We start from the raw sequence: 14,988 nt of genomic DNA on the forward strand, positions 1-14,988 counted from the left end.
GGCAGGATGTCCGATATCCGAGTGGACGAGTGGGCGTCGCGCTTCGCGCTGCTCAGCGATTCGACGCGCCTACGTCTGTTGATAGAGATGCATGCGTCTCCGCAATCCACGGTGCAGGAGCTCGCGTCACGGGCCGAGATCACCGAGAATGCGGCATCACAGTCGCTGCGCGCCCTGCGCGACCAGGGGTGGGCACAGGCCGAGCGGGTCGGACGGACCGTGCGCTACACCATCGTGCATGACGCCATCGTCCACCGAATCCTGCACGACATCCTCGGCGTCTCGCACACCTCGCGAGACACCTCCGTGACAACAAACTAGAACACGTTCTACTCTGATCTCGTGGATGTCACCTACGACGCGACCAAGCGCGAACTCTCGACCGATCAGGGCACGATCCGCTATCACGAGGCCGGCGATCCTTCCGCCCCACCGCTGGTGTTGCTGCACGGCTCGGGGCCGGGCGTGACCGGCTGGCGCAACTACCGCGGCAACCTCGGCTTCTTCGCACAGACCCATCACTGCTACGTCATCGAGTTCCCCGGCTTCGGCGTCAGCGACCCCGTCGAGGGCCATCCGGTGCTGACCGCCGGGTCGTCGGTGATCCGGTTCATGGACGCCCTCGACATCGAGTCCGCCCCGATGATCGGCAACTCGATGGGCGGTGTCGTCGGCGTGAATCTGGCCATCAAGAAGCCTGACCGCGTCGACAAGCTCGTGACCATCGGCGGCGTCGGCCCCAACGTCTTCAGTCCGAGCCCCAGCGAGGGTCTGCGCCTGTTGCAGGAGTTCACCGACGAACCAGATCGGGACAAGCTGGTGCGCTGGCTGTCGGCGATGGTCTACGACCGCACACTGGTCACCGAGGAACTCATCGAGGAACGCTGGCAGGCCGCCATCCATCCAGATGCCCAGAAGACCGCGCAGATGATGTACGGGTCGGCGGCGTTCGAGATGCAGCAACAGTTCCTGGCCGCCTCCGACACCCCGCCCTACTGGTCGATGATGCACAAGGTCGCCTGCCCCACCTTGTTGACGTGGGGCCGCGATGATCGGGTCAGCCCGCCCGACATGGCGATGGTGCCCATGCGACTCATCCCTGAGGCCGAACTGCATGTGTTCCCCAAGTGCGGACACTGGGTGATGATCGAGGCCAAGGAGGAGTTCGAGTCGGCTGTGCGCGCATTCCTGCTGCGCTAGCTCAACTCGCCGGTCGACCAGCGCCCCAACATCTCTCACTAGTCGAGTAGCGCCGAGCCGCAACACCATCCGCCAGTCGAGTAGCGCCGATCCGCAACACCATCCGCCGGTCGAGTAACGCCGAGCCGCAACCCTTCTCGCCGGTCGAGTAACGCCGAGCCGCAACTCTTTTCGCCGGTCGAGTAGCGCCGAGCCGCTAGGCGAGGCGCGTATCGAGACCACGCAAGCAACCTCGATACGCGCCCACCCACCTACTCGGCGGCCGCCGGCAGGTCCGCACCGTCAACCGACAGCACGACCCGCGACCCATACGGAACCGCTTGGATCAGCCGCAACTGAGCCAGCGCCGGGTGCGCGTCGAGCAGACGACCGGCGTTCGCCAGCGAACGCAACGCCGCCGTCTCCGCGCGGGCCGCCTCCAGTTTCGCCAGACCGCGCGACCTCGCGGTGATCACCTCGAGCGCCGCAGCACGGACCTCGGCCGGCACCACGATGTCCTTGACCACCACGTCACGCACCTCGACGCCCACCTCGGTTCCCGCCGCCGACGCGGCCGATCGGATGGCCCCGATGTCCAGCGCATCGCCGCGCCGGATCAGGTCGTCGGCGCTCACCGAGGCTGCCGCCTCACGAAGCGCAATCTGGGTGGCCAGGTATACCGAAGCAATCGGGTCGACGGCACGCTCGGTGAAGGCCACCGCGTCGGCGACGACCATTCGTAGCGTCATCGACACGCGGACCGACATGGCGTCAGACGTCAGCACCTCCTGCAGCGCAACAGGTACGAGCCGCTCCCGCAGGTCGACGACCCGGTACTGAGCGTCTGATCGCGGCGAGTAGCTGCCCGTCTGGAGGACTCGCGACAGCGAGCCGCCCCGATACTCGAGGACGACGCAGCCGGGATCGACGGACATACGGTTGAAAATGGACATGGCGAGCCTCCTTTCCATTGCGTTGCAAGACATGTCGCTTCGGTATTCGGTGTTGTTGATCGGCCTGCCTGGCGGGACGCCGCCCGCGGGCGGACCGATCGGTGGGGCCCAGTCGTCGACATGCGACGGTGGCCGCTGGACCGATCACGTCCGTGCTCCCGGGGGCGACGCCGAGTGAGGACTCGAACCTCGAGGACGTCAATCCTTTGCCATGCAGTAGACGTCGGGAATCACACGCGCAGAACATGATCGCGGTACCCCGCTCTCGACTGCTCTCCCGATGCCGACGCAGAACTCTGCCACGGTGGCCGTGATCGCGCAACGCATTTGTCGCCGCACCCAGATGCATCGTGGCAGCCAGCACAGCGAAAGGGCCCCGACCGGATCGAATCCGCTCGGGGCCCCTTTCGTCAGCTGAGGTCAGCTCAGAGCTTCTCGCCCCTAAAACTTCTCACCACGAGCTGCCTTGTCCACCAGGCTCTGCGGTGGCTCGAAGTTGCTGCCGTACTTGGACGCGAGATCCTTGGCACGGTCGACGAAGCCCTGCAGCCCGCCCTCGTACTGGTTGATGTACTGGACGACACCACCGGTCCACGCCGGGAAGCCGATGCCGAAGATCGAACCGATGTTGGCGTCGGGCACCGAGGTGAGCACACCTTCGTCGAAGCACTTCACTGTCTCGAGAGCCTCCGCGAAGAGCATCCGCTCCTGCATGTCCTCGAACGGGATCTGCTTGGAGCCCGAGTTGAACTGCTCGCGCAGGCCAGGCCACAGACCGGTGCGCTTGCCGCTCTCGTCGTAGTCGTAGAAGCCCTTGCCGTCCTTGCGGGCGGTGCGGCCGTTCTCGACCATCCAGTCGACGACGGCGTTGCTGCCGTGCTGCGGGATCTCTTTGCCCTCGGCCTTGAGCGCCGCCTCGGTCTCCTTGCGGATCTTCTGCGGCAGAGTCAGGGTCAGCTCGTCCATCAGCTGCAGCGGCGGCGCCGGGTAGCCGGCCTGCGAACCTGCATGCTCGATGAAGACCGGGTCCACACCCTCGCCGACGGCCGCGATGGCCTCGTTGACGAAGGTGCCGATCACGCGGCTGGTGAAGAAGCCGCGGCTGTCGTTGACCACGATCGGGGTCTTGCGGATCTGCAGCGTGTAGTCGATGACCTTGGCCAGCACCTCATCCGAGGTCTTCTCACCGCGGATGATCTCCACCAGCGGCATCTTGTCGACCGGCGAGAAGAAGTGGATGCCGATGAAGTCCTCTTGCCGCTTCACGCCTTGCGCGAGGCTGGTGATCGGCAGGGTCGAGGTGTTGGAACCCAGGATCGCGTCGGGCTCGACGATGTCCTCGATCTCCTGGAACACCTTGTGCTTCACGTCAACCGACTCGAAGGCGGCCTCGATGACCAGGTCGACGCCCTTGAAGTCGGCGGCGTCGACGGTCGGATGAATCCGGCCGAGGAGCGCGTCACTCTTCTCCTGGGTGGTCTTGCCCTTGGCGAGTGCCTTCTCCTCGAGCTTCTCGGAGTAGCCCTTGCCCTTCTTGGCGGCGTCGAGGTCGATGTCCTTGAGCACGACCTCCATGCCGGCCTTGGCCGATACGTAGGCGATCGCGGCACCCATCATGCCTGCGCCGATCACACCGACCTTCTTGGCGGTGTACTTCTCGATTCCCTCGGGGCGCGAGCCGCCACCGTTGATGTGCTGCAGGTCGAAGAAGAACGCCTTGATCATGTTCTGCGCGACCTGACCGGTCACCAGCGAGACGAAGTAGCGGGTCTCGATGATGTCGGCGGTGTCGACGTCGACGTAGGCACCTTCGACGGCGGCGGCCAGGATGGCGCGCGGAGCCGGCATGTTGGCGCCCTTGATCTGCTTGCGCAGCAACGCCGGCAGTGCCGGCAGGTTCTGGGCGAACGCCGGGTTGGTGGGAGCACCACCCGGGATCTTGTAGCCCTTCTTGTCCCACGGCTGCGCGGCTTCCGGATTCTCCTTGATCCATGCCTTGGCGGCCGGGATCAGTTCCTCGATGGAGCCGACGACCTCGTCGACCAGTCCGGTCTCCTTGGCCTTGGTCGGGTTGAACCGCTGCCCCTGCAGCAGCACACCCATCAGCGCATTCTGGATACCGAGCAGACGCACGGTACGGACCACGCCACCGCCACCGGGCAACAGGCCGAGAGTTGCCTCGGGCAGACCGATCTGGACACCCTTGACATCGGCTGCGATGCGGTAGTGGGTGTGCAGCGCGATCTCCAGGCCACCGCCGAGCGCGGCACCGTTGATCGCGGAGACGACCGGCTTGCCGAGGGTCTCGAGGCGCCGCATGACCTTCTTCATGGCGTTGGTGCGCTCGGTGATCGCGGTGGCGATCTCTTCCTTCGACTGCGAGCCGCGGTCGCTGCTCATGTCTTTCAGGTCGCCGCCGGCGAAGAAGGTCTTCTTGGCCGAGGTGAGCACGACACCGGTGATGTCGTCCTTCTCGGCCTCGAGGCGCTCGACGATGGTCGGCAGCGAGGTCATGAACAGGTCGTTCATGGTGTTGGCGCCCTGGTTCGGGTCGTCCATGGTCAGGACAACGACCCCGTCGGCGTCCTTCTCCCAATTGAACATGTTGTCACTCATGGTGTTTGAAGAGTTCTTTCTGTGAAGTGGAAGGTCAGAGACGCTCGATGATGGTCGCGACACCCATGCCGCCGCCGATGCACAGGGTGACCAGGCCGTAGCGGCCACCGGTGCGCTCGAGCTCGTCGAGGCAGGTGCCGAAGATCATCGCGCCGGTCGCGCCGAGCGGGTGACCCATGGCGATGGCGCCACCGTTGACGTTGACCTTCTCGTGCGGGATCTTCAGATCCTTCATCCACTTCATGACGACCGACGCGAATGCCTCGTTGAGCTCGAAGACGTCGATGTCGTCGACGGTCAGACCGGCCTTCTTCAGCGCCAGCTCGGTGGCCGGGGTCGGGCCGGTGAGCATGATGGTCGGCTCGGAGCCGATCTCGGCGAAGGTGACGATGCGGCCGCGCGGGGTGAGCCCGTTGCGCTTGCCGGCCTCTTCGCTACCGAGCAGCACCAGGCCGGAGCCGTCGACGATACCGGAGCTGTTGCCGCCGGTGTGGACGTGGTTGATCTTCTCGACGTTGTGGTACTTCTGCAGCGCCACATCGTCGAAGCCGGCCATGTCGGCCAGCGCCTGGAAGGCGGCCTTGAGCTTGCCCAGCGACTCGACGGTCGAGCCCGGACGACGGTGCTCGTCGTGATCGAGCACGATGACGCCGTTGATGTCGCGGACCGGTACCACCGACTTGGCGAAGTAGCCACTGGTCCAAGCCTTCTCGGCGCGGGCCTGCGACTCGGCCGCGTAGGCGTCGACGTCTTCGCGGCTGAAGCCCTCGAGGGTGGCGATCAGGTCGGCGCCGATGCCCTGCGGGACGATGTAGTTGTCGTACGCGGTGGTCGGGTCGGTGAACAGCGCTCCGCCGTCGCTACCCATCGGCACGCGCGACATCGCCTCGACACCACCGGCCAGAACGAGATCGTCGAAGCCCGACGCGACCTTGGCGGCGGCGAGGTTCGTGGCTTCCAGGCCGGAGGCGCAGAAGCGGTTGATCTGGGTGCCGGGGACGCTCTCGGGCAGGCCGCTGTTGAGGGCCGCGGTGCGGGAGATGACCGCACCCTGCTCACCCACCGGCGACACCACGCCGAGGACGACGTCGTTGATGTCGGCCGGATCGAGGGAACCGTGCCGGGCGAGAACCTCGTCGATCAGCCCGGACACCAGGTCGACCGGCTTGACGCTGTGCAGCGAACCGCCGCGCTGCTTGCCACGGGGCGTACGGATCGCCTCGTAGATGAATGCTTGATCAGCCACGATTGAGTGTTCCTTTCGCATGAACCATGGTGGTTACCTTCCCAGGCTAACGTGGAATAACTTGTTTGGCTATAGCGGGTGGTCAGGGACTCACTTGCATCGCTAGATATGCGCTATGGTCGATTCACCATGCCTACCGAGAAGCCCACCCGGCGCACCCGTCCGGCCGACCGCAAGAGCCAGCTCATCGAGCAGGCCGCCGTGCTGTTCGCCGACCGCGGGTACACCCAGGTGTCGCTGGCCGACATCGCGCGGGCCGCAGGGGTCACGGCGCCGTCGGTGTACCGGCATTTCGACGACAAGCAGGCCCTGTTGGCGGCCGCGGTACTCGCCGGCGTCGACGACCTCGAGGCCTGCACCGGTCGCGCGATGGCCGACCCCGATGCCCGGGTCGACGACCTGATCGCAGCGGTCTGCATGCTCGGGGTACGACGCCCGCAGTCGACATCGTTGTGGCGTTGGGCAAGCCAACATCTCACCGACGAACAGAACCGCGAGGTGGTCCTGCGCACCCGCGCGATCCTGCACCGCTGGGGCGCGGCGCTGGCCGAGGGAACCGACCTCGCCGAACGGGAGGCGGTCACCCTGGCGTGGGCGGTGCTGAGTGTGGCGGGCAGCCTGTCGGTGCACAACACCCGACTCTCGACAACGCGATCGCTCGAGGAGGTCGATCTGTTGGTGCGGCGGGTGATCGTCCTGCGACCGGCCACGGCGCCACCCCTGCCCCCGCTGCCACCTCCGGGCGCCGGCATACCCACCCGACGCGATGAGATCCTGGATGCCGCCGCGGCGCTGTTCGCCGAGCGCGGGTACAGCGGCGTCGGCGTCGACGACATCGGCGCCGCCGTGGGTATCACCGGGCCCAGCGTGTACAAGCACTTCAGTTCCAAGATGGCGATCCTCGCCGGCATCGGTCAGCGCAGCGCCACCCGCCTCGAAGCCGGCGTGATGGCCGCCTATGCGTCCACCTCCGACCCGGCCAAACTGCTTGTGCTGCTGGTCGACTCGTATGTGAACGTGATCACCTCCACCCCGGATCTGTCCGTGTCGTTCAACAACTCCTATGCACTGGCCGGCCAGCCGACGGCGCATGACCTGATCGACATCCAGCGCCGCTATGTGGCTCGCTGGGTGGACCTGCTCACCCAGGCGCAACCTGAGCTGACGCGCGAACGCGCGGCCATCGACGTGCACGCGTCCCTTTCGGTCGTGAACGACGCGATCCGCATGCGGCGCGGCGTCCATCGACCCGAGTTCGGGGCTCAGATGGCGTATCTGATGAAGGGTGTGTTGGGGGTCTGAGCGGCGTACACCTACTCGCGCACCTATCGATCATTCGCGCGTGAAATTTCACGCGCGAATGATCACCGGGCGCGCGGGAACCATGTTCCCGGACCGCGCACCAGCCGGCCTCACCTAAGCTGACCCCATGACGACACCGGGCACCGGCGAACCGCGCTACACCCGCGACGAACTCGTCGCCGAGCTGGGGTTGAGCGCTGAGTATGCCGAGAAGATCTGGAATGCCTTTGGTTTCGCCCGCACCTCGACGCCGGACAAGATCTTCACCGAGGCCGATCTCGACGCGTTGCGATTGTTCGCCGACTCCGAGGACACCATGCCGCAGACCGCGCAGGTGGCCACCGCGCGGGCCATCGGCCAGACGATGGCCCGCTTGGCGGATTGGCAGGCCGATCAGCTCCGCGAGTTCGACCGCGATCCCGACGTCCCGTTCACGATCGACCAGATGTCGGCAGCGCTGGGGCAGGTGCAACAGCTGATCTGGCGCCGGCACCTGGCCCTGGCCCTCGACCATGGCGTGGAGCTCGAGTCCGACGAGAGCCACGATCTGGTGGTGGGGTTCGCCGACATCGTCGGCTACACCAGTTTGTCTCGCCGGATCGCCCTCGACGAACTGGAGCAACTGCTGGAATCGTTCGAGGAGAACGCCTTCGAGATCGTCGTCGCCAACGGCGGCCACGTCATCAAGACGCTCGGCGATGCGGTCATGTTCACTGCGCACCACCCATCGGAGGCCGCCGTGATCGCGATCGCCATCCATCGACTCTCCGAGTCCGACGAGATCCCGCCACTGCGCGTCGGGCTCGCCCGCGGACGGGTGCTGAGTCGGCTCGGCGACGTCTTCGGTGAACCGGTGAACATCGCCGCACGACTGGCCGGATCGGCCCGCCCCGGAACGATTCTGGTCGACGACGCGGTCGCCACCGGCCTGGCCGAAGACGAACGGTTCTATCTCCGGTCCATCCCGTCACTCAACGTCCGCGGATATCGTCGTCTCAAAGCGAGAACCCTGGAGGTCAACAAGTACTACGACGGACCGGTCGACGACGGCACCCGATAGATCCGCACCTCACTGGCCTTGACCACCATCGTCACCTCCAGCCCGGGCGCCATCGCGAGGTCGGTCACCGCCGACCAGGTGACCTCGGCGTCCACAACTTGATCACCACACAGAGCCCGCACCACAGCATGATCGCCCCTCGGCAGCACATCGGTGACCTGCGCACGCAGCTCGGTGCGCGGGCTCCCGTGGGGTGCCTGCAGATAGACGGCCACCGCCCGCGGCGAGAACGCGGCAGCACACGCGTCGCCGGCACCGAGATCGTCGGCGGCGACACCGACCACCTGCCGGCCGCCGCCGTCGTCGACGGCATCTGCGTGAAACCGTCCGACGAAGAGATTCAGCCCGGACAACGAGGCCGTGAACGGATGCCCAGGCCGCGTGAGAACGTCGGCGGTCGGCCCCTCGTCGACAATCCGCCCCTGGTCGAGAACGATGACGTCACGGGCCAGCGCGACCGCGTCAATCAGATCGTGGGTCACCAGCACCGTGGTGCCGTGACGTTCCGCGAGAAGTTCCCGCAGCAGCGATCGGATCTGCTGCGCCACCGACACATCCAGCGCCGCGAACGGCTCGTCCAGCAGCAGGACGTCGGGCTGCACAGCGAGCGCCCGGGCCAGCGCCACCCGCTGCGCTTGACCACCGGACAACTGGCCGGGCATGCGGTCGGCCAGGTCGGCGACGCCCACCGCGTCGAGCCAATGGTCGGTCCGGGCAGCGATCTCGGTGCGTCCCAGTCGCGCTGCGGCGGGCCCGAATGCCACGTTGCGGCGCACGCTCAGATGCGGGAACAACCGCGCCCGTTGTGCGAGCAACGCCACCGACCGCCGATGCGGGGCCACGAACTGCCGCGCATCCTGCAACACCCGGTCCCCCACCAGCACGCTCGACCCGGCACTTCGCCGCAACCCCGCCAGCACCGACAGCGCGGTGCTCTTGCCGGCTCCGTTGGGTCCCATCACCGCCAGGGTGCAACCCGCCTCCACCTCGAAATCGACAGCCACCGAGGGGTTCTCCACCCGAATCCGTGCGGACAGCGCACTCATGTCGCCGCCGTCCCACTCGGCCGCAGGTGCACCGCCACCACCACGACAAGAGCGACCACCATCAGCACCAATGCCAGTGGCAATGCTTGTGCGGGATCGTTGATCGCATCGAGATAGATCCGCAGCGGCGCCGTCTGAGTGGTCCCCGGCAGATTGCCGGCGAAGGTGATGGTGGCCCCGAACTCGCCGAGCGCCCGCGCGAACGCCAACACCGTTCCGGCCAACAGCGACGGAATCACCAGCGGCAAAGTCACTTTCCACAAAGTCCGGGTTGGACCCGCGCCGAGGGTGGCGGCCACCTGCTCGAACTCGCCGTCTGTCGAGCGCAAGGCACCTTCGACACTGATCACCAGGAATGGCAACGCAACAAAGGTCTGTGCCAGGATCACCGCCGTCGTCGTGAAGGCGATGGTGATGCCGGCGTCATCGAGATACTGCCCGACGACCCCGTTGCGCCCGAGCGCATAGATCAGCGCCAGGCCCCCGACGACGGGCGGTAACACCAACGGCAACAACACGAGTGCCCGGATCACCCGCACCACGATTCCGTCGGATCGCGCGAACACCACTGCCATCGGCACCCCGAACAACAGACACAGAGACGTACTCGTCAGCGCGGTGACCACCGCCAAGCGCAGCGCATCCAGCGATTCCTGCGACGTCACGGAGGCGACGAAATCCTGCCACGGCATCCGGACCACCAACGCGACCGGACCGATCAGGATGAATGCCACCCCCACAGCGGCGGGCGCATACAGCCAGAGGGGGATCCGACGCATCAGGCCGGGGCGGGAGTGAACCCGGCCGCACCCAACACCTCGGCGCCGGTTGCGCCGAGGACCATGTCGACGAACATCTGCGCATCGGCCGCATGCGGGGTGCCCTGCAGCGTCGCGATCGGGTACGAGTTGACGACGGAGGCGAACGCCGGATCACCCACCGCCGACACCGTGTTGCCGGCCCCCTTCGCGTCAGTGACATAGACGAGTCCGGCGTCGGCCTGACCGGAGGTCACCTTGGCCAGCACTGCGCTGACCGAGGTCTCCTCACTGACCGGCGACAACTCGATACCCGTGTTGCGTTGCACCTGGGCGGTCGCCGCGCCACACGGCACCTCGACCGCACACACCACCGTCGAGGTGTCCGGATTGGTGAGGCTCTCGAACCCGTCGATGTTCTTAGGGTTGCCAGACGCGGTCACGATGACCAGCGTGTTGGTGGCAAAGATCTTCGGATCGACGGCAGCATCGCCGAGACGTCGCATGGTTGCCTGGTCCGCGGTGGCGATCACGTCGGCGTCGGCGCCCTGCTGGATCTGGTTCACCAACGCCGACGAACCGGCGAAGTTGAGCCGCACGTCCACACCGTCGTGCGCCTTCTCATACATGTCCGCGATCTCGGTGAAAGTCTGCGTCAGCGACGCCGCGGCATAGACGTCGAGCACAGAGTCCGACCCGGTGTCGTCATTCGAACACCCGACGCTTCCCGCCGCGACGGCCAGCGTCACACCGGCAACCACAAGTGCTCGGCGGAACAACCCAGAAATCTTCACGCAGTCTCCTCAACTCATCTCTACCGATCCACTCAATCCGGTCGTCGCTCCACGATCACGGTGGTCGCCTTGACCACGGCCGTGGCCACCACACCCGGTTCGAGCTGCAGCTCCCGCGCCGCCTCTGAACTCATCAGCGAGGTGACCTCGAACGGCCCACATTGCATGCTGACCTGCGCCATCACGCCGTCGGCGATCACTTCGGTGACCAGTCCGGTGAAACGGTTACGTGCCGACCGGAGCACCGGGTTGCCGTCGTCGGGTGGGCGTCGCGCGCGGTCACGCGCGAGGGCGGCGAGTTCCGCTCCGTCGACGGTCGCCACACCCTGCTCGCCACCCGCGTCGCTCAGCTGCCCGGTGCCCACCCACCGGCGCACGGTGTCATCGCTGACGCCCAGCAACTCGGCTGCATCTCGGATACGAATCGCGGCCACCACCCAACAATATCCGCAAAATCGGGTATTTCAGTGCAGAATACCCGCATACGCGGAACGCCAGGTTTGGGTTGACTTCGAGTGAAGTTGAAGTTCTACCGTGATCTGACATATCGGACTTCGCCGTAGCGCCGCGGCGATGAGTTTCGGGACGCGCGCGGGTCTGTGTACCTGACGGGGCAGCGCCGTCCCGACACCGAAAATTGGCTCGCTATCTGTCAGACCCCATCGATAACGTGGAGAATCATGAGCTCACCCACTGCTCCGGCGGTAACGCCGGCCACCCCGTCGACGCGCGACGTCGCCATCGAGGCCGTTGATCTCGTGAAGCGCTTCGGCGATTTCACCGCGGTCGACGGCGTCAGTTTCACCGTCCCCCAGGGATCGGTCCTCGGCCTGCTCGGGCCGAATGGCGCAGGAAAAACCACCACGGTGCGGATGATGACGACGCTCTCCCCACCCACCAGCGGCACCGCGCGGGTCGCCGGATACGACGTCATCGAACAACCCGACATGGTCCGCCGCAGCATGGGTCTCACCGGGCAGGCCGCAACGGTCGATGAGATCCTCACCGGCCGGGAGAACATCCGCATGATCGGCGGTCTCTATGGCATCGGACGCAAAGAACTCGCACGACGCTCCGAGCAACTGCTCGAACAGTTCTCGCTGACCGAGGCCGGCGACAAACAGGTCAAGTCGTATTCCGGCGGCATGCGTCGCCGGCTCGACCTGGCGGTGAGCCTCCTGGCCGCGCCACCGGTGTTGTTCCTCGACGAACCCACCACCGGCCTCGATCCGCGCAGCCGCACCGAACTCTGGGATGTGCTGCGCGACCTGGTCAAAGGCGGCACAACCCTGCTCTTGACCACCCAGTATCTGGAAGAGGCCGATCATCTCGCGGACAACATCGTGGTGATCGACAAGGGCACCATCATCGCGCAGGGCACTTCGCTGCAACTCAAGGAACAGGCCGGCGCGGCCAGCCTCGTGCTGACCGTGTCCGACGCCTCCGACATCCCGGCAGCCGAGGCGCTGCTCCGCAAGACCGGCGGTGAGGTCTTCATCGACGAGGGTGCCCGCAAACTAACCACCTCCGCCGACGGGCTGGCCGACCTCACCCGGGTCGTCGGCTGGTTCGACGAGAGCGGCATCGCCGTCGACGATCTCGGCCTCGCCCGGCCCAGCCTCGACGACGTGTTCCTGTCGCTCACCGGCCACCGCGCCGAAGACGAAACCTCCACCGAAGAGGAGCAGAACGCATGACCACCACCGCGTTCACCGGCAGCGCCATCTCCCAGCGCCCGGAGATCCATCAGACCACCATCTGGCAGCAGTCCTGGATCATGGTCAAACGCAACATGATCCACACCCGGCGGATGCCGGAGATGCTCTCCGATGTCACCATCCAGCCGATCATGTTCGTGCTGCTGTTCGCCTACGTGTTCGGCGCCTCGATCACCAACACCGGCGGACCGTCGTACAAAGAGTTCCTGCTGCCCGGCATCATGGGTCAGACGATCGTGTTCACCGCGTTCATCGTCTCCACCGGTATCACCGCCGACCTCGAGAAGGGCATCATCGACCGGTTCCGGTCGCTGCCCATCCGCCGCTCCGCGGTGATCATCGGGCGCAGTATCGCGAGTCTGCTGCACTCCTCGATCGGCATCGTGGTGATGGCGGTTACCGGCTTGGCCATCGGCTGGCGTATCCGCAATGGTTTTGTCGACGCGGTTCTGGCGTTCGCGCTCCTGCTGATATTCGGCTTCGCGATGATCTGGTTCGGCATCCTCGTCGGATCGTGGCTCAAGACGGTCGAGGCGGTGAACGGTTTCATGTTCACCACCCTGTTCCCGATCACGTTCCTGTCCAACGCGTTCGTGCCCACCGACCCGATGCCGACCTGGCTGCAGACCATCGCCGAGTGGAACCCCATATCGTCGCTCGTGCAGGCGCTTCGCGTGCTGTGGGGCAACGGGCCGGCCGCGGGCCCCGGCGAGCCGTGGCCGCTGCAGAACCCGGAGTTGGCGACACTGATCTGGTCGGTCGCGTTGACGATCGTCTTCGCACCGTTCGCGCTGCGCGCCTACAACAAGCGCACCATCGACTGAGCCAGCTGTTGAGTGAGTCAGACGTTGTGGTTTCCGCAACGTCTGACTCACTCACGCCGTCACGGCCAACGCCTCCAGCGGGTCTGCGTAGATGGCATCCAGCGACACCGCACCGGCGGCCTGCTGCTGCACCGTCGACCCCGAATGCGACACGCGCACATCCCGGTTGGCGACCACCGAGGTGGCCTTGAGTGCTTTGGCCACGGTGGGCAGTGTCGCGGGAAAGTCGGTGAACGCCTGCCCGCCGAGCACGATGTGGTCGGGATTGAAGATGTCGGCGATCAACGCGACCGTGCGGCCCAGCACCTCGGCTCGTTCCTCCAGCAACGCCCGCGCGGTCGCATCACCGTTGCGGGCGCTGTCGTGCACGCCCTCGATGTCGACGACGCGCAACCCCAGCGCCTGCGCCGCGGTCACCACGCCGGTGTCGCTGGCAGCCGCCTCCAGTTGCCCTGTCTTCGCCGGGTCGAGCAGGGTGGTCGGCCCGGTCGGGAAATGCCCGATCACCGGCGGCCCCGCGGCCGGCGTGTGGACCGTTCCGTCGACGCAGAACGCGGTACCCACCATCTCGCGGGCATAGAAGTACAGGAAGCTCGACTTCTTCTGTTCTGGATTGACCACCAGTTCCGCCGAGGCCATCGCCTCCACATGCGATGCCACCGACACCGGCAGACCAACCGTCTCGGCGATCACCCGCCCCACCGGGGCGGCAGTCCAGCCCAGTCGTGGATGGTCGACGAGTCCACCGGTAGCAACCCGGCCGCCGAGGGCGACACCCGCCCACAGCACGCGACGACCCGTCCAGCGGGTCAGGAAGCGGCGAGCGCTCTGGCCGATGGCGATGAGGACGTCAGCGGGGGTGTCGGCGACCGGCGTTTCGATCTGGATCGCCCCGACGACCCGGTGATAGAGGTCGTGGGTGGTGATCGAGGTGACCTTGTAGCCGATGTGGATGCCGAGGGTCAGGAAGTCGGCGACGTTGAGTTCGAACGGTAAACGCGGTCGGCCGATGGCCCCGGCCGGTGCGAGATCGGCCCGTTCGCGCAGTAACCCGGCCTTGAGCAGGGCACCGACCTGCCGGTTCACCGTCGACACGCTCAGACCGGTCTGCTCGGCGGCCTCGTCGCGGAAGACGGGGCCGGCCAGCCGCGCCGTGCGCAGGACGAGGGCAGCGGGTTTCGACGACAGCTGCAATTGTGGCGTGGCGACGTGAATGTCGGGGACCCCCTTCCGAACCCGCTCTCGGCGAGACGGCGACGTCCGGGCCGGTCCCGATCTGGTGCCGACCGGCGCGGCAGAAACCGTGCGGGCGGATGCAGGGGAGATCGCGGTGGATCGGTGGTCGAGCGTTGCGGTCATCTGTGTGTCCTCATCGAATGTGCCACATCCGGCCCGGCCGCGCGTCTGTGCGCGCCGGACTTCGGGTGCGACGAAGAGTGTGGGCGTTTCGGCCCCAGGGCGAATGAGCGGATCAGCGCATTCGTCGACAACA

General features: G+C 66.2%; 14 protein-coding genes. 6 read left to right on the forward strand and 8 right to left on the reverse strand.

All coding sequences use genetic code 11. From position 1 onward, the window contains the following. Nucleotides 1–6: 6 nt before the first annotated feature. Both L1892_RS06895 and L1892_RS06900 read left to right on the forward strand, forming a co-directional pair. Entirely contained in the window at nucleotides 7–321 is a 315-nt protein-coding gene (locus L1892_RS06895; RefSeq protein ID WP_235722839.1) for an ArsR/SmtB family transcription factor, read from the forward strand. Nucleotides 322–342: 21 nt separating this feature from the next. Next, nucleotides 343–1,200 carry an alpha/beta fold hydrolase gene (locus L1892_RS06900; protein WP_235722840.1) on the forward strand — a complete coding sequence of 286 codons (858 nt, stop codon included), beginning with the start codon at nucleotides 343–345 and terminating at the stop codon, nucleotides 1,198–1,200. 251 nt (nucleotides 1,201–1,451) lie between these two features. Here the strand turns inward: L1892_RS06900 and L1892_RS06905 are convergent, their stop codons facing one another. The 3 genes from L1892_RS06905 to L1892_RS06915 form a co-directional block, all read right to left on the reverse strand. Continuing rightward, complete coding sequence (locus L1892_RS06905; protein ID WP_235722841.1) at nucleotides 1,452–2,132, reverse strand: slipin family protein; 681 nt, start codon at nucleotides 2,130–2,132, stop codon at nucleotides 1,452–1,454. Nucleotides 2,133–2,573: 441 nt separating this feature from the next. Further along, nucleotides 2,574–4,748, reverse strand: coding sequence for a 3-hydroxyacyl-CoA dehydrogenase NAD-binding domain-containing protein (locus L1892_RS06910; protein WP_235722842.1), 2,175 nt, complete (start codon nucleotides 4,746–4,748; stop codon nucleotides 2,574–2,576). 34 nt (nucleotides 4,749–4,782) lie between these two features. Next, a complete protein-coding gene (locus L1892_RS06915) occupies nucleotides 4,783–5,994 on the reverse strand; it encodes an acetyl-CoA C-acetyltransferase (protein WP_235722843.1) in 1,212 nt (403 codons plus the stop codon). A gap of 129 nt (nucleotides 5,995–6,123) precedes the next feature. On the opposite strand from L1892_RS06915, the gene L1892_RS06920 reads away from it, so the two are divergent. Together L1892_RS06920 and L1892_RS06925 are read left to right on the forward strand one after the other, a co-directional pair. Beyond that, a complete protein-coding gene (locus L1892_RS06920) occupies nucleotides 6,124–7,296 on the forward strand; it encodes a TetR/AcrR family transcriptional regulator (RefSeq protein ID WP_235722844.1) in 1,173 nt (390 codons plus the stop codon). A 127-nt stretch (nucleotides 7,297–7,423) separates the two neighbouring features. Continuing rightward, entirely contained in the window at nucleotides 7,424–8,356 is a 933-nt protein-coding gene (locus L1892_RS06925; RefSeq protein WP_235722845.1) for an adenylate/guanylate cyclase domain-containing protein, read from the forward strand. Here the strand turns inward: L1892_RS06925 and L1892_RS06930 are convergent. The 4 genes from L1892_RS06930 to L1892_RS06945 are packed head-to-tail and all read right to left on the reverse strand — an operon-like array spanning nucleotide 8,323 to nucleotide 11,388. Continuing rightward, on the reverse strand, nucleotides 8,323–9,402 hold the full coding sequence (locus tag L1892_RS06930; RefSeq protein ID WP_235722846.1) for a sulfate/molybdate ABC transporter ATP-binding protein: 1,080 nt from the start codon (nucleotides 9,400–9,402) through the stop codon (nucleotides 8,323–8,325). The two genes, L1892_RS06925 and L1892_RS06930, sit on opposite strands and share 34 nt — an antisense overlap. Beyond that, nucleotides 9,399–10,181 carry an ABC transporter permease gene (locus L1892_RS06935; RefSeq protein WP_235722847.1) on the reverse strand — a complete coding sequence of 261 codons (783 nt, stop codon included), beginning with the start codon at nucleotides 10,179–10,181 and terminating at the stop codon, nucleotides 9,399–9,401. The genes L1892_RS06930 and L1892_RS06935 overlap by 4 nt, the downstream gene beginning before the upstream one ends. Next, entirely contained in the window at nucleotides 10,181–10,954 is a 774-nt protein-coding gene (modA, locus tag L1892_RS06940; RefSeq protein WP_235722848.1) for a molybdate ABC transporter substrate-binding protein, read from the reverse strand. The genes L1892_RS06935 and modA overlap by 1 nt, the downstream gene beginning before the upstream one ends. Before the next feature lie 32 nt (nucleotides 10,955–10,986). Then, nucleotides 10,987–11,388, reverse strand: a complete 402-nt coding sequence (locus L1892_RS06945) for a TOBE domain-containing protein (protein ID WP_235722849.1) — start codon at nucleotides 11,386–11,388, stop codon at nucleotides 10,987–10,989. Nucleotides 11,389–11,634: 246 nt separating this feature from the next. Between L1892_RS06945 and L1892_RS06950 the strand changes: the two genes are divergently transcribed. Both L1892_RS06950 and L1892_RS06955 read left to right on the forward strand, forming a co-directional pair. Further along, nucleotides 11,635–12,651, forward strand: coding sequence for an efflux ABC transporter ATPase subunit, DrrA-related (locus L1892_RS06950; protein ID WP_235722850.1), 1,017 nt, complete (start codon nucleotides 11,635–11,637; stop codon nucleotides 12,649–12,651). Further along, complete coding sequence (locus L1892_RS06955) at nucleotides 12,648–13,496, forward strand: ABC transporter permease (protein ID WP_235722851.1); 849 nt, start codon at nucleotides 12,648–12,650, stop codon at nucleotides 13,494–13,496. The genes L1892_RS06950 and L1892_RS06955 overlap by 4 nt, the downstream gene beginning before the upstream one ends. Before the next feature lie 51 nt (nucleotides 13,497–13,547). Here the strand turns inward: L1892_RS06955 and L1892_RS06960 are convergent, their stop codons facing one another. After that, nucleotides 13,548–14,855 carry an ROK family transcriptional regulator gene (locus tag L1892_RS06960; protein ID WP_235722852.1) on the reverse strand — a complete coding sequence of 436 codons (1,308 nt, stop codon included), beginning with the start codon at nucleotides 14,853–14,855 and terminating at the stop codon, nucleotides 13,548–13,550. Nucleotides 14,856–14,988 lie beyond the last annotated feature (133 nt).

Source organism: Gordonia tangerina (genome assembly GCF_021556435.1).
GTDB classification, from domain to species: Bacteria; Actinomycetota; Actinomycetes; order Mycobacteriales; family Mycobacteriaceae; genus Gordonia; species Gordonia tangerina.